Below are 20,037 nucleotides of genomic sequence, written 5' to 3'. Positions count from 1 at the left end.
AATCGGCGGAGGACGAGACGATGACGAATACCTTCGGCGGGCGGCTCGCCGCCGCCCAGCGCGCCCGCGGGCCGATCTGTGTCGGGATCGATCCGCATCCGGCGCTGCTCGCCGCCTGGGACCTCGCCGACGACGCGAACGGCCTCGAAAGCTTCGCCGAAATCTGTGTGGAGGCCTTCGACGGCGTCGCGGCGATCGTCAAACCGCAGGTCGCGTTTTTCGAGGTCTACGGTGCGGCGGGAATCGCGGTCCTCGAGCGCACCATCGAGGTGTTGCGGGCCTCCGGCACCCTGGTCCTGGCCGACGCCAAACGCGGCGATATCGGCTCCACCATGGACGCCTACGCCCGCACCTGGCTCGGCGACGGTCCCCTCGGTGCCGATGCGGTCACCGTATCGCCCTACCTCGGATACGGGGCGCTGCGGCCCGCGCTGGATCTGGCCGGCGCCAACGGGCGCGGCGTATTCGTTCTCGCTGCCACGTCGAACCCGGATGCCGCCGAGGTGCAGCGGGCCGATGCCGGTGGCCGCAGCCTCGCGCAGGCGATGGTCGACGCGGCGGCGGCGAGCAACCGGGGAACCGAGCCGGGATCGGTGGGTGTGGTGGTCGGTGCCACGCTCGCGGAGATCCCCGATCTGACCGAGTTGAACGGGCCGATCCTGCTACCCGGAGTGGGAGCCCAGGGCGGTACCGCCGACGCGGTGCGGGCGTTGTTACCGGAACGTGTGTGGTCCACAGCGGTGCCCAGTGTGTCCCGCGACGTCCTGCGGGCCGGGCCGTCCGTAACAGCGTTGCGTGAGCGGCTGGCGCGTTTCCAGGACGAGTTCGCCTATCTGATGTGACGGCACGGCGCCGGCCACCACCGTCGCCGGGTCACCGGCTCCGGGTGGCGCTGTCGTTGTCCAAGGGGTCGAGTTGCCCGGCGGTGGCATCGTCCGCGGCGGTGGACACGCTCAGCGACTCCCACTGCTCGTCGGCGGCCAGCAAGGCCCGTCCGGCCGCGGTGGCGTAGCGGTAGGCATCCGGGCCCACCAGTAACCGAGCGGGCGGTTCGGCCATGGCGACGATCCGCAGCACCAGATCGGCGACCTTGGCGGGATCGCTGGCGCCGAGATTGCCTGTACGGCTCGTCGCCGCGGCAGCGCCGACCGTGGCGGCGTACTCCGCGCGGATCGGGTCGATGCGCATCGAGGATCCGGCCCAGTCGGTGCGCATACCACCCGGCTCCAGCACCGTGACCTTGATGCCCAGCGGTGCCACCTCTTGGGCGAGGACGCCGGAGAAACCGGTGACCGCCCATTTGGACGATTGATAGGCGGCCAGTCCGGCACGGACGAGTCGCCCGCCGACGGAAGAGATCTGAACGATATGACCGGAGCGTTCGGCCCGCATATGCGGTAGCACCGCTCTGGTCAGCCGCACCACACCGTAGAAGTCGGTATCGACCTGCGCGGTGAAATCGTCGAAATCGACGTCCTCGATCGGCGCCATATTGGCGTAGCCGGCATTGTTGACCAGCACGTCGATCCGGCCGAACCGTTGTACAGCCGTTGCCACCGCGGCGCGGACCTGCTCGTCGCTGGTCACGTCGAGTCCGACCACGATCAGCCGATCCGGATAGCGAGCCGCGAGATCGGCCGGCGCCGAGGTCGATCGGACACCGGCGACGACGCGGTGCCCGGCGGTCAGGGCGGCCGAGACGATATCGCGCCCGAGACCGCGGGATGCGCCCGAGACCAGGAAAACCTGTGATTCTTTCATGGTGACTGCTTTCTCGAGTCGAGGAATGCTCAGGAGACGGCGCGCGGGTTGGATGGCGAGCCCGCCGCCGGTAACCGGCGTCCGCCTTCCCGATCGCCCGTGTCCATGCGTCACTCCATATCTACAGCCGTAGACTTACGTTTCACAGTACATAAGTCTACGTACGTAGACAAGATGCCCGGCCGCTTTTACCATGAGGTATGTCGTCTTCCCCGCCCCGCCGCCGCAATGCTGCCGCCACCCGCGAGGCGATCCTGCAGTCGGCCATCGGCCACTTCGCCCGCGCCGGATACGACGGCGCCGGAGTGCGTGAGATCGCGCGCGACGCCGGGGTCACCGCCATGCTGGTGAACCGTTATTTCGGGTCCAAGGAGCAGTTGTTCGCCGAGGCGGTGGATATCTCGTTCACGCCCCCGGTTTTCATTGCCGATCGGCCGGAGGTGGCGGGAACCTGGACCGCCGCGGCACTCGTCGCACGCACGAATCCGGACGCCGAGCCTCCGGAGCCGTTTCTGATCATGCTGCGTTCCCTGTCGAATCCTCGCGCCACCGAGATCGTGCGCGACGCTCTCGAACGCCATGTCGGCCGGCGCCTGGCGAATCGGATCCCGGGTCCGGGTGGGCGACTCCGCGGTGAAGTCGTGCTGTCGCTGATCGCCGGCACGCTGCTGATGCGGCGGGTCATCGGTATGCCGACCCTCGGTGAGGCACAGCCACAGGAGTTGCAGCCACTGTTGGAAGCGGTGCTTGCCGTTATCGAGGAGACCCCGACGACCTGACGGCGTCCGGAATTCCGTCCCGCCGGAACGGACCTTCCGGACACCGGCCGGTCGCCCGGGCCCGGCTGATTCGGGAAATTCGGCCCTTCCGACCCCTCCACGCCGCCCACCACCGAAAATTTCCGAGAAAATTCCTGGTAGGGCGGCCGGAGGGTAGCCGGACGGCGGTCGAGGGTCCTGGTTATCGCACCGCAACTCTGTCCGCGTTCCCAAAACTGCCTGATGAACAGGTATTTCGCGATTCGATCCGGAGTGCAGGGCCGCGCGGCAAGCCGGGGAAGGTACCGCTCCGCAAGGGGTCGCGACGGGCTTCGATTCATGCCCTGACCTGGGGGGTGGGTTCGCAATCCGGGGGCGTCGTGGGTACGGTCGCTGAGACTGCCGGGTTGTTCGGCAGGTCTGGATGCAATGAACGATGAGACGGAGGAACCGTGGCCCTTCCCCAGCTGACTGACGAGCAGCGCGCCGCTGCTCTGGAGAAGGCGGCTGCCGCTCGCCGTGCTCGGGCGGAGCTCAAAGATCGCCTGAAGCGCGGCGGCACCGACTTGAAAGAGGTCCTCGGCCAGGCCGAGACCGATGAGATCATCGGTAAGATGAAGGTGCGCGCACTGCTGGAAGCCCTGCCCAAGGTCGGCAAGGTCAAGGCCGAGGAGATCATGAACGAGCTCGAGATCGCGCCGACCCGACGGCTGCGTGGTCTCGGTGACAGGCAGCGCAAGGCGCTGCTCGCCAAATTCGATCTCGGCGCCTGACGCCCTCGGTGATCGAGAACATGACGAAGGGTCGGCTGGTTGTACTGGTCGGCCCCTCGGCCGTGGGCAAGTCCACCGTGGTGCGCTGTGTCCGCGAACGGCTGCCGGAACTGGTTTTCAGCGTGTCGGCGACAACACGGGACCCGCGTCCCGATGAAGTCGACGGCCGCGACTACCGGTTCGTCAGCCGGGCCGAGTTCGACGGGATGATCGAGTCCGGCGATCTGCTCGAATGGGCGGATATCCACGGCGGGTTGCAGCGGTCGGGTACGCCCGCCGCGCCGGTGCGCGCCGCCCTGTCGGAGGGGCTGTCGGTACTGATCGAGGTCGACCTCGAAGGAGCGCGCTCCATCCGCCGGGCGATGCCCGAGGCCGTGCTCGTCTTTCTCGCGCCGCCCAGCTGGCAGGAACTGGAGAACAGACTGCGCAGTCGCGGCACCGAATCGCCGGAGGTCATCGAACGCCGGCTGGCGACCGCACGGGTGGAGTTGGCCGCACGTGACGAGTTCGACACAGTGATCGTGAACGACACCGTGACCAGCGCCTGTGCGCAGTTGGTATCGTTGTTCGTCAGCACGAATTCCAATTCGTAGCCCGATGCGCGGCCGGTGAGTCGCCGCGCGTCCGAGCCACCGACCCCGCAGGAGCTTCCTCAGTGAGCAGTACGGATATCGCCGCGCCCGCCTACGACACCCCGGTCGGCCTCACCAACCCGCCGATCGACGAGCTGCTGGACCGCACCTCGTCCAAGTACGCCCTGGTGATCTACGCCGCCAAACGTGCCCGCCAGATCAACGACTACTACAACCAGCTGGGCGACGGAATCCTCGAATACGTCGGCCCCCTGGTCGAGCCGCTGCCGCAGGAGAAGCCCCTGTCGGTGGCCATGCGGGAGATCCACAGCGATCTGCTCGAGCACACCGAAGGCGAATAACAACCCGCTGACGGGGCGAACGGCCGATAGGGCAGGAGGCGCGCGATGGCGCGGGTAGTTGTCGGGGTGGGCGGCGGAATCGCCGCCTACAAGGCGTGCGCCCTGGTGCGGCGGTTCACCGAGACCGGTCATACCGTCCGGGTGATCCCCACCGAAGCGGCCTTGCAGTTCGTGGGCAAGGCGACTTTCGAGGCGCTGTCCGGCCACCCGGTGCACACCGGGGTGTTCGCCGATGTGCCCGAGGTTCCGCATGTGCGCTTGGGGCAGGAGGCCGAAATGGTCGTCATCGCCCCCGCGACGGCGGACCTGATGGCCCGGGCCGCGCACGGCCGCGCCGACGATCTGCTCACCGCCACCCTGCTGACCGCGCGATGTCCCGTTCTCTTCGCGCCTGCCATGCATACCGAGATGTGGGAGCACGCCGCGACCGTTTCGAATGTGGCGGCACTGCGCGCGCAGGGCGCCACGGTGATGGAGCCGGCCTCCGGCCGTCTCACCGGCACCGATACCGGCCCCGGGCGGCTGCCCGAGCCCGAGGAGATCTTCGGACTGGCATCACTGCTGCTCGAACGAACCGACGCCGTTCCCCGCGATCTCGAGGGCAAGCGGGTGGTGATCACCGCGGGCGGTACCCGCGAGCCGCTGGATCCGGTGCGTTTCCTGGGCAATCGCAGTTCCGGTAAGCAGGGATACGCGCTGGCCCGGGTGGCCGCTCAGCGCGGTGCGCAGGTCACGCTCATCGCCGGTAACACCATCGAGATGGCGCCTCCGGCCGCGGTGGATCTGGTGCACATCACCACCGCGGACCAGCTCAAGACCGCTGTGGACAAACACGCGGTCGGTGCGGACGCGGTGATCATGGCCGCCGCCGTCGCCGATTTCCGGCCCACCTCGGTGGCCGCCGCCAAGATCAAGAAGGGCAAGGCCGAGCCCGATAGCATCGCACTGTCCAAGACCGAGGATATTCTCGCCGGTCTGGTCCAGGCGCGAAGTGAGGGCCGGCTGCCCGGCACGGCGATCGTCGGCTTCGCCGCCGAGACGGGCGACGAGGACGGCGATGTGATCACCCACGCCCGGGCCAAACTGGCCCGGAAGGGCTGCGATCTGCTGGTGGTCAACGCGGTGGGTGAGGGCAAGGCCTTCGAGGTGGATACCAACGACGGCTGGCTGCTGGGGGCCGACGGGAGCGAGCAGGCGCTCGACCACGGCTCCAAGGCGCTGCTCGCCAGCCGGGTCCTGGACGCACTGGCGCCGTTGCTGCACTGAGTCCGGCTCGGCGCTCGATTCGGCCCGGTACCGGGTTCGGCTCGGCGTGATTCGAACTCCCCCGGCCCGCGCCGCACCCCGCCGACCGGGTACGGATCGGGCACCGGCCGGCACGACCGGCGAGCACGCCGCCATCGCCGGGGCGGCACCGGGGCACGCGGAAAATCACCGGCCACGGGCGCACTGTTCGGAAACCTGTCCGGCGGAGTGTTCCGAAGCTCCAATCGGTCGGCCCGTTCTAATAGTCTGAGAGTCCAGGGTCGTGACCGCGAGCCGTGAGCTACGGTCCATCCGGGACACGAGTAACCGTGAGGAAGAGGGAAACTGTGCGCACGTCCGGTAGCCGGCTATTCACCAGTGAGTCCGTGACCGAGGGTCATCCGGACAAGATCTGTGACGCCATCAGCGATTCCATCCTCGACGCCCTGCTGTCCCAGGACCCGCGCAGCCGGGTCGCCGTGGAGACGCTCGTGACCACCGGTCAGGTGCATGTCGCGGGCGAGGTCACCACCGAGGCCTACGCGGATATCCCGCATATCGTCCGGGAGAAGATCCTGGAGATCGGATACGACTCCTCGGCAAAAGGATTCGACGGCAACTCCTGCGGCGTGAACATCGCGATCGGTTCCCAGTCGCCGGATATCGCGCAGGGCGTCGACACCTCGCACGAGGCGCGGGTCGGTGGTTCCGACGACGAGATCGAACAGCAGGGCGCCGGCGACCAGGGCCTGATGTTCGGCTACGCCAACACCGACACCCCCGAACTCATGCCGCTGCCGATCGCGCTCGCGCACCGGCTGTCCCGCAAGCTCACCGAGGTCCGGAAAACCGGCGTACTTCCCTACCTGCGTCCGGACGGTAAGACCCAGGTCACCATCGAATACGACGGTGATCGTGCGGTCCGGCTCGATACGGTCGTGGTCTCCACCCAGCACGCCGCCGATATCGACCTGGACAATCTGCTGGCCCCCGATATCCGGGAAAAGGTCGTGGAGTCGGTACTCGCCGAGATCGCGATCCCCGACCTCGACACCTCCGATATCCGGCTGCTGGTGAACCCGACCGGGAAGTTCGTCCTGGGCGGGCCGATGGGCGACGCCGGCCTGACCGGCCGCAAGATCATCGTCGACACCTACGGCGGTATGGCCCGCCACGGTGGCGGCGCGTTCTCCGGTAAGGATCCGTCCAAGGTCGACCGTTCCGCCGCCTACGCGATGCGCTGGGTCGCCAAGAACGTGGTCGCCGCGGGTCTGGCCGACAAGGTCGAGGTGCAGGTGGCGTACGCGATCGGCAAGGCGGCTCCGGTGGGGTTGTTCGTCGAGACGTTCGGCACCGAGAAGGCCGATCCGGCCCGGATCTCCTCGGCCATCGCCGAGGTGTTCGATCTGCGCCCGGGCGCCATCATCCGCGACCTGGACCTGCTGCGGCCGATCTACGCGCCGACCGCGGCGTACGGGCATTTCGGCCGCACCGATATCGATCTGCCCTGGGAGCGCACCGACCGCGCGGAGAAGCTGCGCGCCGCCGCGGGACTGTAGGTCTCCGCTCGCGTGGAGCACCCGGCGTCCGGTAGCCCGGCAGAACCCGGGTTGCCGGGCGTGCCGGACGCATCGGAGGTCCGCCCGGCCCGGTCCGGGGCAGGCGGTCGCTCGCGTCCGGAACCACGCCGTCGCCGGGCCCCGGTGCAGGAAGCGACCGCTTCGGAACCGCTGACGCATCCGGTTGCCAGAGTGCTACCGCTGCTCACCCCTGCGCATCTGGACCGCGATTTCGACTATCTGGTACCGCCGGAGTTCGACGAGACCGCGCGGCCCGGTGTCCGTGTCCGGGTGCGGTTCGCGGGGCGGCTGGTGGACGGTTACCTGCTGAGCAGGCTCACCGAATCCGAACACTCGGGCAAGCTCGTACGTCTCGAGCGCGTGGTCTCGCCGGAACAGGTCCTCACCCCGGAGATCCTCCGGCTCGCCACGACGGTCGCCGCCCGGTGCGCGGGCACCCGCGCCGATGTGCTGCGGCTGGCGATTCCGCCCCGGCATGCGCGGGTGGAGAACGGCGGGTCCGCGAAAACCGCTGCGAAGCAGAAGATCCGGGAGGCGGATCCCGGGTCGGGGGCGCCGGAAGCGGACGAGCCCGAAACCTCCGGGTCCGGGCAGACGGAACCGGTTCCCGGATCGGAAGCGCACGACCCGACCGGGGCCGCGGCCGGGCGGCCCGCGGGTACCGGCCCGGCCGGACCGGGAGCCGCGGAGATCCCCGCGGTGACCCCACGACCTTCCGGTTTCCCCGGGCCCGCACGGCCTCGGGGCCACTCCGGACCTGATCTTTCGCCGGATGGTCCCGACGGGGATCCGCCGGATGACGGGACGGCTTCCGCCGCGCGGGGGGACCGCGACGATGACTCGCGGCGCGAGCCCAGCGCAACGCATTCGCCTGCAGGGGAATCCGGGAGTCCGGCCGTGCCCGAGAGCGTGGAGGCGGTCGCCTGGCAGCGATACCGGCACGGCGACGCGTTCCTCGCCGCCCTGGCCGGGGGACGGAGCCCGCGCGCGGCATGGCAGGCCCTGCCGGGGGAGAACTGGGCCCGGCGCCTCGCCGAACTCGCCGCCGTCGTCTCCGCCGCCGGGCGCAGCGCGATTCTGATGGTCCCGGACCAGCGCGATCTTGATCGGGTGTTGTCGGAATGTGAACGACTTGTCGGCGATCGCGCGGTCGGCCTGTCCGCCGGGCTGGGCCCCGCCGCCCGCTACCGGCGCTGGCTCGCGATCCTGCGTGGCACCGCGCGGGTGGTGGTGGGCACGCGCAGTGCGGTGTTCGCACCCGCGGCGGACCTGGGTCTCATCGCTCTGTGGGACGACGGCGACGACACCTACGCCGAACCGCGCTCTCCGTATCCGCACGCGCGTGAGGTCGCCATGCTCCGCGCGCACGACACGGGCGCCGCCTTCGTGGCGGCCGGTTTCGCGCGGACCGCGGAAATCCAGGCGGTTGTCGAATCGGGCTGGGCGCACGACCTGCTGGCCGACCGCGCGACCCTGCGGGCCGCCGCGCCGCGTATCAGCGCACCCGGCGATTCCGATATGGCCCTCGAACGTGATCCCATCGCCCGTGCGGTGCGGATACCCGGCGCGGCGTTCGCCGCCGCCCGCCGGACCCTCGCCGCCGGACACGGGGTTCTGGTCCAGGTGCCGCGCCGCGGCTATGTACCGGCGCTGGCCTGCACGAAATGCCGTGTTCCCGCCCGGTGCCGGCACTGTGTGGGCCCGCTCTCGCTGCCCGGTGCCGATCAGGGTGCCACCGGCGATCAGACCCCGCAGAGCCCGGTGTGCCGGTGGTGCGGACGCACCGAGGCCGCCTTCCGGTGCCCCTCCTGCGGTGGCCGGGCCCTGCGCGCGGTCGTCATCGGGGCGGCGCGCACGGCGGAAGAACTGGGCCGGGCCTTCCCGGGAGTGCCGATCCGGGGATCGAGCGGGTCGGCGATCCTCGACACCGTCCCACCGGGACCGCAGGTGGTGGTGGCCACGGTCGGCGCCGAACCGGTGCTCCCCGGGGGGTACGGCGCCGGGCTGCTGCTGGACGGCTGGGCGCTGCTGGGCCGCGCGGATCTGCGCGCCGCCGAGGACACCCTGCGCCGCTGGCTGGGTGCGGCCGCGCTGGTATCGCCGGAGGGGCAGGTACTCGTCATGGCCGACCCGGCCGTGCCGGTTGTACAGGCGCTGCTGCGCTGGGATCCGACCGGCCACGCTGCCGCCGAACTGGCCCAGCGTGCCGAGGTGGGTTTTCCGCCCGCGGCGCGGATGGCGGCGGTCGACGGCACCCCCGATTCCGTCGCCGACCTGCTCGCCGTGGCCGAGTTACCGCCGTCGGTGGAGATTCTGGGCCCGGTCCCGCTTCCCGTCGCTGCCCGGATGCCCGCCGGATCGCGCGGCGACGGTGTCAGCGGACCGCTCGAGGTGGAGCGAGTGCTGTTGCGCGCGCCCCGTGCGCAGGGTGGTGCGCTCGCCCGCGCGCTCACCGCGGCGCAGGCCGTCCGGAGCAGTCAGCGCGCGGACGCGCCGCTGCGTGTGCAGATCGATCCGCTCGATATCGGCTGATCGGGCCGTTCCGGCGTCACCCGATGCGCCGGAACCCGAGGACGGGATACATGGGGTCGGATCCGCCGGCGCGGGCCTGCCCGAACCCGATGAACGACGTCGCGGCGGCGAGGTGCAGCCCGTACCGGGCGCCGAGCGTGGTCAGCAGTGCGCAGCCGTCGGCTCGCGGCCGATCGTCCGGGGGCAGGCCGGAGGCGATGCGGTGTGCGGCGGCCTTGTCGGCGGTGGTGACGAACCAGCCGCCGGGCCGGAGTACCCGGGCCGATTCCGCGATCGCGGGCTCGGCATCGTCGAGCAGGTGCAGCAGCCAGACCGCGGTCACCGCATCGACACAGGAGCCGGGCAGCGGCAGCGCGGCCGCGTCCGCGCGGGCCAGACGTCCCGGTAGCCGCCGGGCGGCCTGCGCGAGCATCCCCGCGGACAGGTCGACGCCGATGACCCTGTGCCCGGCAGTCTCCAGATCTGCCGCCACGATTCCGGTGCCGACGGCCAGATCGAGCACGACACCGGGGCCGGGGATCAGCCGGTCGAGCGCGGAAGCCGCGGCACGGGCCCTGGACAGGCCGCCGCGCGTGTGGTCGTAGTGGGCGGCTTCCCGGTCGTAGTCGAGCACCGGACCATCATCGCGGGCCGGGAATTCTCCCGCGACCCTTGCGTTGGATAGATTGCCGATATATCGTCGATGCTATGAAAACCGATCGAGTGGCGCAGGAGGCTGCTATGGAAAACATGGAAAACATCGAGAACGCGGAATTCCGCAAAGGTGGCCGGGGCCGCTGGGCCCGGCGGCAACGGCCGGGCGCCGATTTCGGACCGGGCGCAGCCCTGTTCCGGCACGGCGGGCCGCCCGGATTCGGTCCGGGCTTCGGACCGCAGTTCGGCCCCGGGTTCGGGCCCGGATTCGGCGGCCCGGGCTTCGGTCCCGGGTTCGGCCGTGGCCGGGGGCGCGGTGGTCGTGGCCGCCGTGGTGACGTGCGGGCGGCGATCCTGCTGCTGCTCACCGAACGCCCGATGCACGGCTACGAACTCATCCAGCAGATCCGGGAGCGCAGCGACGATCTCTGGCGGCCGAGTCCGGGGTCCATCTACCCCGCACTGTCCCAGTTGGAGGACGAAGGGCTCATCACGATCGAGAAGGTGGCCGGCCGCAAGACCGCGCAACTGACCGAGACAGGTAACGCCCATGTCACCGAACACCGGGAGGAGCTCGGCGATCCCTGGGCCGAGGTCAAGGAGGGAGTAGGCGAACACACCAGTGATCTGCGTGCCCTGATTCCGCCGCTCATGGGCGCTGTTGCCCAGGTCGCGGCGGCCGGGACGCCGGATCAGGCGGCCAAGGCGGCGGCGGTTCTCACCGACGCGCGGAAAGCCTTGTATCGCATCCTCGCCGAGGATGAGACACCGGAAAAGTAACGGGGTGATCAAGACCCGGTGCCCCGTTTTCCCGCCGCGCCGGCAGGGGAGAAGATTATGTGGTGATACGACTTCGATGGCCGGCGGGGCGGGACGGTACGCAGCGTGGCAGGTTTCCGCTACGGCTGCTGACGATGGCCGGTGCACTGGCTGGGTCGGTGGTGCTCGCGACCGCGGGCAGCATCGCCCAGCCTCCCGGATACCTTCCGCCCGTGATCCCCACCGACCCGGGCCCACCACAGCCGGACCATCTGGCGGCGGTGCTGTTCATGAAATCCCATCCGGACGCGGTACCCCGGGGCGTCAATGATTTCGGATGTGTCCCGGACGCCGCGCATCCGCGCCCGGTGATCCTCGCGCACGGCACCGACGCGAACGCCTACACCGACTGGTCGGCCATCGGGCCGCGACTGGTGGACGAGGGCTACTGCGTGTTCGCGCTCAACTACGGCGGGCGGCCGGGTTCCATGAGTTACGGCACCGAGGACATCGTGCTCAGCGCGCATCAGATCGCGTGGTTCGTCGACGAGGTCCGGGCCGCCACCCGATCCGATCGCGTCGATCTCGTGGGATTCTCCCAGGGCGCCAACGTGACCCGGTACTACGCCAACAAGCTCGGTGGCGCACCGAAAGTCGGCACCTGGGTGGGCGTGGCCTCGCCGACCTACGGTGGTGTGATGTACGGCCTGGTGCCGTTGGCCCAGCAGATCCCCGGAGTGCTGGATGTGGCCGCGCTGGCCGTCTCGCCGGCGGCGGTGCAGCAGGCCCAGGGGTCACCGTTCATGAAAGCACTGAACGCCGGCGGCGATACCGTGCCCGGCGTTCGCTACGTCACCATCGGCAGCCGGGTCGACGAGATGATCCAGCCGTTCGAGAACATCGCCCTCCGCGGTCCCGGCGCCGAGAACCTGGTGATCCAGGATCTGTGCCCGGCGAACCTGACCGGGCATTTCCATATGGTGTACGACCCGTTCGTACTCGGACTGCTGCTCGGCGCCCTCGACCCCGCCCGCCCGGCGAAACCCGCCTGCGTACCGGTGGCGCTGGGTACCGGCATCCCCGAGGTGATCATCGGCGGCAATATCTGAGCGGCGGGCGGGGGTCACTAGAATGAGATCTTCCTGCCCAGCCACCTGTCTTCGGGAGTCATCGTGACCGTCCAGTCCGTCCGCCTCTTCGGCGATCCGATCCTGCGATCCCGCGCGACCGAGGTCACCGAATTCGGCCCCGAACTGCGACAGCTGGTCACCGATCTGACCGACACCATGTACGACGACGGCGGCGTCGGGATGGCGGCCCCGCAGATCGGCGTCGGTCTGCGGGTCTTCGTCTACGACACCGGCGACGCCCGCGGTCACCTGATCAACCCGGTGTGGACCGCACTCGGCGACGAGGAACAGATCGGTCCCGAGGGGTGTCTGTCCATCCCCGGCGTCAATCACGACACCCGGCGGGCGATGCGGGTCCGCGCCACAGGTGTGGACGTCGACGGCGCACCGGTCGACTTCGAGGCCGAGGGACTGCTCGCGCGGTGCGTGCAGCACGAAACCGATCATCTGGACGGCACCCTGTTCATCGACCGGCTCGACGCCCCGCTGCGCAAAGAGGCCATGCGCACCATCCGCGAATCCGACTGGTTCACCGCCGGGATCACGATCCGGCCGAGCCGCGCGCTGGCCGAGCGGGATCACTGATGCGGATCGTCTTCGCCGGTACCCCCGACCCGGCCGTCCCCTCGCTGCGCCGGCTGCTCGACTCCCGCCACGAAGTGGCCGCGGTGGTGACCCGGCCCGATGCCGCGGCCGGGCGCGGACGTTCGGTGCGGCGGTCGCCGGTCGGGCAGCTGGCCGACGAACACGGTATTCCGGTGCTCACCCCGCACAAACCCGCGGAACCCGAATTCGTCGCCGCGCTCCGCGATCTGGCGCCGGACTGCTGCCCGGTGGTCGCGTACGGGGCATTGCTGCCGCCGGAGATCCTGGAGATCCCGGCGCACGGATGGATCAACCTGCATTTCTCGCTGCTGCCCGCCTGGCGCGGCGCGGCCCCGGTGCAGGCGGCGATCGCCGCCGGTGACGAGATCACCGGGGCTTCCACGTTCCGGATCGAGAAGGGCCTCGACACCGGTCCGGTCTTCGGTGTCGTGACCGAACGTATCGGTGTCACCGATACCGCGGGGGAACTGCTGACCCGTTTGGCCGACAGCGGTGCGGCGTTGCTCGAACAAACCCTCGACGGTGTCGAAGACGGCACCCTGCAGGCGATTCCGCAACCCGCGGACGGTGTCTCCTACGCTCCCAAGATCACTGTCGACGCGGCCCGGGTTCGCTGGGATCAGCCCGCTCTCGCGGTCGGCCGCGCGATACGCGCGGTCACGCCGTTCCCGGGTGCCTGGACCACGGTCGCGGGGACCCGCCTGAAACTCGGCCCGGTGGAACTGGTGGAGGAAGCACTGCCGGAAGGGCAGCTCGACGTGCGCAAATCGGGTGTGCTCGTCGGCACCGCGACCACCGCGGTGCGTCTGGGGCAGGTGCAGCCACAAGGAAAGCGCGCGATGGCGGCCGTCGATTGGGCGCGTGGCGCCCGCCCGGCATCGGGCACGGTGGCCGAGTGACCGGCCCGGCGAACGACCGGCCGCGCGGCTTCCGCCGCCACCCGAAACCCGCTCCGGATCAGGGCGATTCGGAGCGGGATCGTCCGGACGAGAGCGGCGGCCGGAATGAGCGGCGCGCCGAACCGCACGGGCGCCGGCAGGGCCCGGGGCGGGGGGAGCGGGACACCGACCCCCGCCGGAACGTCCCGCCGTCCGGACCGGAGCGGGGTGACTCCCGCGCGAGGTCCGGTGGCCGGCCGGGTTCGCCGTCCTCGGGAAAAGAGCCGGGACAACGCCGTGACCGGCCGGGCAGCCGTCGCGCGGACGAGCGCGGGCGTGATTCCGCCGTCGGCGATACGCGCGGCGGCCGCGGCGAAGGACGAGGAAAGACCGTTGACCGCGGACAATCCTCCGGTGGAGGTCGGCGCCAGGGACAGGACGGCCGCGGTGGTTCCGGTTCGGGTGAGCGAGTCGGCGGAACCGGTGATCGCGGCGGCGCCCGGCGGGCCGATGATCGCAACGAGCCTCGCGGCGTCGAGGGCAGCCGGGGTGCGCCGCGACGCGGCGCGGGCCGCGGCGCCGAGGCCGGCGACGGGCGGCGCCGAGGACCGGAACCCGGCAAGCGGAATCGGTCCGAGGAGCGGGCTGCCGGTTCCGGCGGCCGATCCGCCGGCCGCCGGGACACGCCGGCCCGCGTCCTCGCCGATCCCGCCCGGCAGGCGGCGCTGGAGACGCTGCGGGCCGTCCGCGAGCGCGATGCCTACGCCAACCTGGTCCTGCCGGGACTGCTCCGCGACTACGGTGTCGAGGGCCGGGATGCCGCGCTGGCCACCGAACTCGGTTACGGTGCGTGCCGCGCTCTCGGCGTTCTCGACGCGGTGATCGCCGAATGCGCCGGACGCGGGATCGAGGAGATCGACGGGACGCTGCTGGACATCCTGCGGCTGGGCACCTACCAGTTGCTGCGCACCCGGGTGGAACCGCATGCCGCCGTGCATACGTCGGTGGAGTTCGCCCGGATCGAAAGTGGTTCCGGGCGTGCCGGTTTCGTCAATGCCGTGCTGCGCCGGGTCGCCGGTCGGAAGCCGGAGGAGTGGATCGAACAGCTCGCGCCGCGGGAACCCATCGGGCGGCTCGCCTTCGAATACGCCCATCCGGTGTGGATCGCCCAGGCCTTCGCCGACGCCCTCGGCGCCGACGCCGGGGAACTCCGCGAGCTGCTCGCCGCCGACGACGCCCGGCCGGTGGTGCATCTGGTGGCCCGCCCCGGCGATATCACCGCCGAGGAATTGGCCCTGGTCACCGGCGGCGAGGAAGGCCGCTGGTCGCCGTACGCGGTGTACCTCGACAGCGGTGGCGACCCCGGCGCGCTGGAACCGGTGAAGCAGGAGATGGCCGCCGTCCAGGACGAGGGCAGCCAGCTGGTGGCCCTGGCCCTCACCCGCGCACCTCTGCACGGCGACGACGGTGGCCGCTGGCTGGACCTGTGTGCGGGCCCGGGCGGGAAAGCCGCGCTGCTCGGCGCTCTCGCCGGTATCGACGGTTATCAGGTGGACGCGGTGGAGCAGGCCCCGCACCGGGCCGAACTCGTCCGCAACGCCACCCGCGGACTGCCGGTGCGGGTCCATATCGCCGACGGCCGCGACAGCGGGCTGACCGGCGGATACGACCGCGTTCTGGTGGACGCGCCGTGTACCGGTCTGGGGGCGCTGCGGCGCCGTCCGGAGGCGCGGTGGCGCCGGACGCCGGAGGATCTCGCCGATCTGGTCACGCTGCAGCGCGAACTGCTGGGCGCCGCCTGGGACCTGGTACGGCCCGGAGGCGTGGTCATCTATTCGACCTGCTCGCCGCATCTCCCGGAAACGGTCGCGGTGGTCGCGGATACGGTGCGCCGCACCGGCGCCGAACAGCTGGACGCACGGCCGCTGCTCCCCGGTGTCACCGGAATCGGTGACGGACCCGGCGTGCAGTTGTGGCCGCATCGGCACGGTACCGACGCCATGTTCGTGGCGGCACTCCGCAAACCCGTCTAGCACCCGCGCTGTCCGGGTGGGAAGCCGTCCGGGGGCATCCGGGGGCGCGAATTCGGCGGTGACGAATATCCGAGCCCGGTGCGCTGCGACCGGGCAGACTGGCAGGTATGAGCCTCACCTGGGCACACGTCGTGCGGATGGCCACCGGGCTGCCGGAGGTCGCCGAATCGACCTCTTACCGGACCCCGGCGTTGAAGGTCGCGGGCAAGAGTTTCGCGCGCTTGCGCAGCGAAGCCGAGGGCGGGCTCGCGCTGCGCTGCGAGATGGAGGAGAAGCAGGCCCTCCTGACCTCCGGTGACCCGGCGTTCTACACCACCGCGCACTACGACGGGTACCCGTACATCCTCATCGACCTCGATCGCGTCGACGCCGAACAGTTGCGCGAACTGCTGGACGCCGCCTGGTGGCTGGTGGCCCCGGCGAAGCTGCGCCGGGACCGGGAACGCGGGGCGGGCCCGGAATAACCGGGCCCGCAGCCGGCTCACCCCGCCACGGTGGCGGTATCGGCGGCTTCGATCCGCACCCAGGTGCTGTTCACGGCGGCTGTGCCGGAGATGCGGTCCACCTGCTCCGGATCGTGCAGCAGGTTGACATTCGCGCCCGGCAGCGCCGCGGCGACCGTCCAGCCGACACCGGGTTCCCGGTGTCCCCACCCGTGCGGGATCGCGACTGTCCCCGGCCGGATATCGTCACTGATCTCCAGCGGCACCACGATCGATCCGATCGGCGAACTGACCGTGACCCGGGCACCGTCGGAAAGCCCGCGGACCTGCGCGTCGTGCGAATTCATCAGCGCGGTGCAGCGGTCGCGCCCCTTCACCATCGACGGCACATTGTGCAGCCACGAATTGTTGCTGCGCAGGTGCCGCCGGCCGATCAACCGCAGATCGTATCCGTCACTCCGGGGCGCGCCGGCGGTCCGGACCGCGTCGAGCAACCGGCGTGCCTCGGTGACGAACATCGGCGGCGCGAGCCGCACCAGCCGGTCCTCGGTGGCGATCAGGGAACGCAACCGCGGCCGCAGCGGCCCCAGGTCGATCCCGCCGCGTGCCTCCCGGACCTTCTGGAGGGTGATGCCCGAGCGTCCCCGCCGCAGTACTCCGTGCGGTCCGACCGCCATCCCTAGTGCCGTCGCCCGCAGCGGACTGAAGCGGGCGAATACCGCGTTGAGCGCCCGGCCGGTGACCGAACGCAGGGGCAGCGGCAGGATCTCGGTGGTCAGCCGGGCCATGATCTCCCAGTCCTCGAGACCGTCGCCGGCGGGTTCGACCGCCCGCGCGTTGTACCGGACGTTGTTGTGCACGCTGAACATGGTCAGCAGGATGTCGACGTCCTCACGCTCGAGCGGCGACAGCGGCGGCAGGATGATATCGGCGTGCCGGGTGGTTTCGGTGATGTACATATCCACGGCCACATAGAAATCCAGCGAGCCGAGCGCCTTGTCGAGCTGTCCGCGCTGTGGGGTGGACAGCACCGGATTACCGGCGTAAGTGATCATGGCGCGAATCTGCCCCGGCCCGTCGTCGAGAATCTCGTCGGCGAGGGCCGCGACCGGCAGCTCGAAACGGAACGATTTGTATTTTCCGGAGCGATCGGTCCAGGCGCCGTAGAACGGCGGCATCCGGCGGGCGAGCGGCAGCAGGTCCACCGCCGGAGTGGCATACATCTGCCCGCCGGGCCGGTCGAGGTTGCCGGTGACCGCGTTGATGGTGTTGACCAGCCAGTGCGTAATCGTCCCGGTGAGCGTCTGGCACACCCCGATCCGCGCGTACATCACCGCCGATTTCGCCGCGGCGTGCTCCCGGGCCAGCCGGCGGATCGTCTCGGCATCCACCCCGGCGTGCGGGGCGGCATCCTCCGGGGCGAAACCGGTGACCAGCTCACGCAGTGTGTCCAGTCCGCCGCACTGCGCGTGGACTGCGGTGCGGTCGTAGAGCTTCTCGGTGATCAGGACGTGCAGGACGGCCAGCAGGAGGTACGGGTCCCCGCCGGGCACGACCGATACATGTTCGTCGGCCAGCCGCGCGGTCTCGGTGCGCCGCGGGTCGATCACCACGACCTTCCCGCCGCGTTCGCGCACATCCTTGATCCGGTTCTTGGCGCCCGGCATGGTGGTGACCGAACCGTTGGACACCGCGGGGTTGGCGCCGAGGATCACCAGCCGGTCGGTGCGGTCGATATCGGCGATGGGCATCATGAAATTCGAGCCGTACATCTGCCACGCCACGAATTCCTGCGGGAACTGGTCGATGGAGGACGCGGTGTAGAAATTGCGGGTCATCAGGCCGGCGCGCAGCGCCATGGCGTACATGATCGCCGAATTGTGCGCGGCGGGATTGCCCAGGTACATGCCCACCGCATGCGGTCCGTGCTCCCGGCGCACCCGGCGCAGCCGGGTGCCGATCTCGCGGAACGCCTCGTCCCAGCCGATGGGTTCGAACCGGTCACCCACCCGCCGCACCGGAGTACGCAAGCGGTCCGGGTCGTCGTGTAGCCCGGCCATGGCGGTCGCCTTGGGGCAGATATAGCCCTTGGACAGGACATCATCGGGATTGCCCTCGATCCGGCCGACCTTCATATCCTCGACGGTCACCAGAATGCCGCAGTGCGCTTCGCACAGGGTGCACTGCCGGGCGATGGTCTCAGCGGTCATCACATGTCATCACTTTCCGCCGCGTCGTCATCGACGCGCGACCCGCAGGAGCGCCGGATTACGGGCCGACCCGGGGCTCGTCGGTTGCTCTGAACTGCCGAGGAAGGGTGGGTGTCAGCGAAAATGGCCGGAAATGGCCGTCTGAGACAAATTCCCACTCAAACTCTCACGTCTGAGGGTAGACCGACCCGCGAAGCGGGCACAACAGTCGCGACGCGCTATTCGCGGGCCGACTGGTCCCGCAACCGCGCCAGAGTTTTAGCGAGAATCCGCGATACATGCATCTGGGAAATCCCCATCTGCTGCGCGATCTGCGTCTGCGTCATCGACTCGAAGAACCGCATCGTCAGAATCCGGCGCTCACGCTCCGGCAGGCCCGCCAGCAGCGGCCGGATCGCCACATACTCCTCGACACGGTCGAACTGGGCCTCCTCCTCACCGAGGGTGTCCAGCAGGGAAGCATCCGTATCGCGGCCCACCGACGCCGCATCGATCGAGGTCGGCTGGTAGGCGTTTCCGGCGATGACGGCCTGCGTCACCTCATCCGGATCGACATCGAGTTCGGCCGCGATCTCCTTGGCCGTCGGGGAACGCCCCAGCGACTGCGACAGCGAATCGACCGCGGCACCGATCCGCAGATGGGTTTCCTTCACCCGGCGCGGCACCCGCATCGCCCAGGTGTTGTCCCGGAAATAGCGGCGTACCTCACCCATGATGGTGGGTACCGCGAACGACAGGAAATTCGAGCCGCGGGAAATATCGAACCGATCCACCGCGTGGACCAGACCCACCCGCGCCACCTGCGTCAGATCGTCGAACGGCTCCCCACGGCCGCTGAACTTCCGCGCGATATGGTCGGCCAGTGGGATGCAGCGGGCGATCAGTTCGTTGCGCAGCCGGGCCTGATCGGCCGACTCCGGTTCGGTGGCCGCCAGCCGGGTGAAAAGATCGGCGACATCGTCGTACCCGCTCACCTGCGGCGGATCCGCCAGCTCGGTGTCGTCCTCGGTGCTGTCGTCCTCGGTATTCGCGTCGTCGGCGCCGGCAGCCTCGGTGTTCGGGGCCTCGGTGTTCGCCGATTCGGTCGCCGCGGGCTCGGTATTCGCGGCTCGGCCGTCGTACTCGCTACCGGAGGATTCGAGCGGTTTCTCCCTGTCGGTCACGCTTTCCCCCGGACCCGACGGAATTCGACCGTTGTCGGATATCCGGAAACCTGCTGATCGAAGGGCTCCTGCCGGGCGTCCACGGCATCGGACAACGTCCGCAGCACATGCCAGCCGAAACTCCGCGCGTCGGGCAGACCTTCCTGGGCGGCCACTCCGTCGACCTGCACCCGCAGCTCGGACTCGCCGATGGTGAACACACAGCGCAGACTGGTCCCGGCGGCCGCCACTCCGATCAATGTGGAACAGGCCTCGTCCACCGCAAGCCGGATATCGGCGATCTCGTCCATGGTGAAATCGCTGAGCAGGACCAAGGTTTCGGCGAGCCCACGCACGATCGGCAGCTGTGACACCGAAGCCGCAACCCGAATCTCAACCGGGGCGCCGTAAATCCCCTCATCCGCCGAAGTATTGATCACCCCCGCAGGCTACTGCGTTATTGGCGCGCTGGCGCGCGCGGGGTTCGGCCCCCTTAGCGTCTGCTGTCAGCCCTCGAGACTCGTGGTCGACAACGATATCGTTCCATGGTTTGTCGGTGACCCCGGACAGGTCGGCATGCGTCACCAGATCGCCGCCGGGTTCCCGGCGCAGCAGCCGGC

Annotated in this window: 18 protein-coding genes and 2 pseudogenes; 14 read left to right on the top strand and 6 right to left on the bottom strand. The window is 69.8% G+C overall.

The window, feature by feature from the left end:
* Positions 1–20: 20 nt before the first annotated feature.
* Entirely contained in the window at positions 21–842 is an 822-nt protein-coding gene (gene pyrF, locus AB0F41_RS24450; protein WP_357427550.1) for an orotidine-5'-phosphate decarboxylase, read from the top strand.
* 31 nt (positions 843–873) lie between these two features.
* Here the strand turns inward: pyrF and AB0F41_RS24445 are convergent, their stop codons facing one another.
* Positions 874–1,761, bottom strand: coding sequence for an SDR family NAD(P)-dependent oxidoreductase (locus AB0F41_RS24445; RefSeq protein WP_357427548.1), 888 nt, complete (start codon positions 1,759–1,761; stop codon positions 874–876).
* Between the two features lie 200 nt (positions 1,762–1,961).
* Here AB0F41_RS24445 and AB0F41_RS24440 point away from each other — a divergent pair, with 200 nt between their 5' ends.
* The 7 genes from AB0F41_RS24440 to AB0F41_RS24410 all read left to right on the top strand — a co-directional run bounded on the left by AB0F41_RS24440 (position 1,962) and on the right by AB0F41_RS24410 (position 9,583).
* A complete protein-coding gene (locus AB0F41_RS24440) occupies positions 1,962–2,540 on the top strand; it encodes a TetR family transcriptional regulator (protein ID WP_357427546.1) in 579 nt (192 codons plus the stop codon).
* 431 nt (positions 2,541–2,971) lie between these two features.
* Positions 2,972–3,292, top strand: a complete 321-nt coding sequence (gene mihF / locus AB0F41_RS24435) for an integration host factor, actinobacterial type (protein WP_033241619.1) — start codon at positions 2,972–2,974, stop codon at positions 3,290–3,292.
* 20 nt (positions 3,293–3,312) lie between these two features.
* Positions 3,313–3,885 (top strand): guanylate kinase, encoded by a 573-nt coding sequence (gene gmk / locus AB0F41_RS24430; protein WP_357427544.1) that lies wholly within the window; start codon positions 3,313–3,315, stop codon positions 3,883–3,885.
* 62 nt (positions 3,886–3,947) lie between these two features.
* Complete coding sequence (rpoZ, locus tag AB0F41_RS24425; RefSeq protein WP_033241620.1) at positions 3,948–4,226, top strand: DNA-directed RNA polymerase subunit omega; 279 nt, start codon at positions 3,948–3,950, stop codon at positions 4,224–4,226.
* Positions 4,227–4,271: 45 nt separating this feature from the next.
* The gene (coaBC, locus tag AB0F41_RS24420; RefSeq protein WP_357427543.1) at positions 4,272–5,492 is read left to right on the top strand and encodes a bifunctional phosphopantothenoylcysteine decarboxylase/phosphopantothenate--cysteine ligase CoaBC; all 1,221 of its coding nucleotides are present in this window, start codon (positions 4,272–4,274) and stop codon (positions 5,490–5,492) included.
* A 326-nt stretch (positions 5,493–5,818) separates the two neighbouring features.
* Complete coding sequence (gene metK, locus AB0F41_RS24415; protein ID WP_357427541.1) at positions 5,819–7,030, top strand: methionine adenosyltransferase; 1,212 nt, start codon at positions 5,819–5,821, stop codon at positions 7,028–7,030.
* A gap of 192 nt (positions 7,031–7,222) precedes the next feature.
* Positions 7,223–9,583: a primosomal protein N' gene (locus tag AB0F41_RS24410; protein WP_357427539.1), complete on the top strand. Its 2,361-nt coding sequence runs from the start codon at positions 7,223–7,225 to the stop codon at positions 9,581–9,583.
* Positions 9,584–9,599: 16 nt separating this feature from the next.
* Here the strand turns inward: AB0F41_RS24410 and AB0F41_RS24405 are convergent, their stop codons facing one another.
* Positions 9,600–10,196 (bottom strand): class I SAM-dependent methyltransferase, encoded by a 597-nt coding sequence (locus AB0F41_RS24405; protein ID WP_357427537.1) that lies wholly within the window; start codon positions 10,194–10,196, stop codon positions 9,600–9,602.
* Between the two features lie 116 nt (positions 10,197–10,312).
* Here AB0F41_RS24405 and AB0F41_RS24400 point away from each other — a divergent pair, with 116 nt between their 5' ends.
* The 6 genes and pseudogenes from AB0F41_RS24400 (at position 10,313) to AB0F41_RS24375 (ending at position 16,086) form a co-directional block, all read left to right on the top strand.
* Complete coding sequence (locus AB0F41_RS24400; protein WP_357427608.1) at positions 10,313–10,996, top strand: PadR family transcriptional regulator; 684 nt, start codon at positions 10,313–10,315, stop codon at positions 10,994–10,996.
* Between the two features lie 134 nt (positions 10,997–11,130).
* A complete protein-coding gene (locus AB0F41_RS24395) occupies positions 11,131–12,084 on the top strand; it encodes an alpha/beta fold hydrolase (protein WP_357427535.1) in 954 nt (317 codons plus the stop codon).
* Positions 12,085–12,147: 63 nt separating this feature from the next.
* On the top strand, positions 12,148–12,690 hold the full coding sequence (gene def / locus AB0F41_RS24390) for a peptide deformylase (protein WP_357427533.1): 543 nt from the start codon (positions 12,148–12,150) through the stop codon (positions 12,688–12,690).
* Positions 12,690–13,610, top strand: a complete 921-nt coding sequence (gene fmt / locus AB0F41_RS24385) for a methionyl-tRNA formyltransferase (RefSeq protein ID WP_357427531.1) — start codon at positions 12,690–12,692, stop codon at positions 13,608–13,610. The genes def and fmt overlap by 1 nt, the downstream gene beginning before the upstream one ends.
* A 686-nt stretch (positions 13,611–14,296) precedes the next feature.
* Positions 14,297–15,622: pseudogene (locus tag AB0F41_RS24380) on the top strand (RsmB/NOP family class I SAM-dependent RNA methyltransferase); the annotation flags it as partial.
* A gap of 107 nt (positions 15,623–15,729) precedes the next feature.
* A complete protein-coding gene (locus tag AB0F41_RS24375) occupies positions 15,730–16,086 on the top strand; it encodes an MmcQ/YjbR family DNA-binding protein (protein ID WP_357427529.1) in 357 nt (118 codons plus the stop codon).
* Between the two features lie 17 nt (positions 16,087–16,103).
* Here AB0F41_RS24375 and AB0F41_RS24370 read toward each other — a convergent pair whose 3' ends face one another.
* From AB0F41_RS24370 to AB0F41_RS24355, 4 genes and pseudogenes are all read right to left on the bottom strand, one after another.
* A complete protein-coding gene (locus AB0F41_RS24370; RefSeq protein WP_357427527.1) occupies positions 16,104–18,275 on the bottom strand; it encodes a molybdopterin-dependent oxidoreductase in 2,172 nt (723 codons plus the stop codon).
* Between the two features lie 218 nt (positions 18,276–18,493).
* Positions 18,494–19,267: a SigB/SigF/SigG family RNA polymerase sigma factor gene (locus tag AB0F41_RS24365; RefSeq protein WP_357427606.1), complete on the bottom strand. Its 774-nt coding sequence runs from the start codon at positions 19,265–19,267 to the stop codon at positions 18,494–18,496.
* Between the two features lie 167 nt (positions 19,268–19,434).
* Complete coding sequence (locus tag AB0F41_RS24360; protein ID WP_357427525.1) at positions 19,435–19,791, bottom strand: anti-sigma factor; 357 nt, start codon at positions 19,789–19,791, stop codon at positions 19,435–19,437.
* Positions 19,792–19,834: 43 nt separating this feature from the next.
* Positions 19,835–20,037 (bottom strand): annotated as a pseudogene (locus AB0F41_RS24355) (hypothetical protein); the annotation flags it as partial.

It is taken from the genome of Nocardia sp. NPDC024068, from assembly GCF_040638875.1.
Lineage (GTDB): Bacteria > Actinomycetota > Actinomycetes > Mycobacteriales > Mycobacteriaceae > Nocardia.
This window is presented reverse-complemented; position numbering and strand designations above follow the sequence as displayed.

Bases quoted from the DNA above. Each gene is read 5' to 3' on its own strand.
- AB0F41_RS24370 (WP_357427527.1), bottom strand. From the start codon at position 18,275: ATGACCGCTGAGACCATCGCCCGGCAGTGCACCCTGTGCGAAGCGCAC.
- AB0F41_RS24445 (WP_357427548.1), bottom strand. From the start codon at position 1,761: ATGAAAGAATCACAGGTTTTCCTGGTCTCGGGCGCATCCCGCGGTCTC.
- pyrF (WP_357427550.1), top strand. From the start codon at position 21: ATGACGAATACCTTCGGCGGGCGGCTCGCCGCCGCCCAGCGCGCCCGC.
- AB0F41_RS24400 (WP_357427608.1), top strand. From the start codon at position 10,313: ATGGAAAACATCGAGAACGCGGAATTCCGCAAAGGTGGCCGGGGCCGC.
- gmk (WP_357427544.1), top strand. From the start codon at position 3,313: ATGACGAAGGGTCGGCTGGTTGTACTGGTCGGCCCCTCGGCCGTGGGC.
- AB0F41_RS24440 (WP_357427546.1), top strand. From the start codon at position 1,962: ATGTCGTCTTCCCCGCCCCGCCGCCGCAATGCTGCCGCCACCCGCGAG.
- coaBC (WP_357427543.1), top strand. From the start codon at position 4,272: ATGGCGCGGGTAGTTGTCGGGGTGGGCGGCGGAATCGCCGCCTACAAG.
- AB0F41_RS24375 (WP_357427529.1), top strand. From the start codon at position 15,730: ATGAGCCTCACCTGGGCACACGTCGTGCGGATGGCCACCGGGCTGCCG.
- AB0F41_RS24395 (WP_357427535.1), top strand. From the start codon at position 11,131: ATGGCCGGTGCACTGGCTGGGTCGGTGGTGCTCGCGACCGCGGGCAGC.
- fmt (WP_357427531.1), top strand. From the start codon at position 12,690: ATGCGGATCGTCTTCGCCGGTACCCCCGACCCGGCCGTCCCCTCGCTG.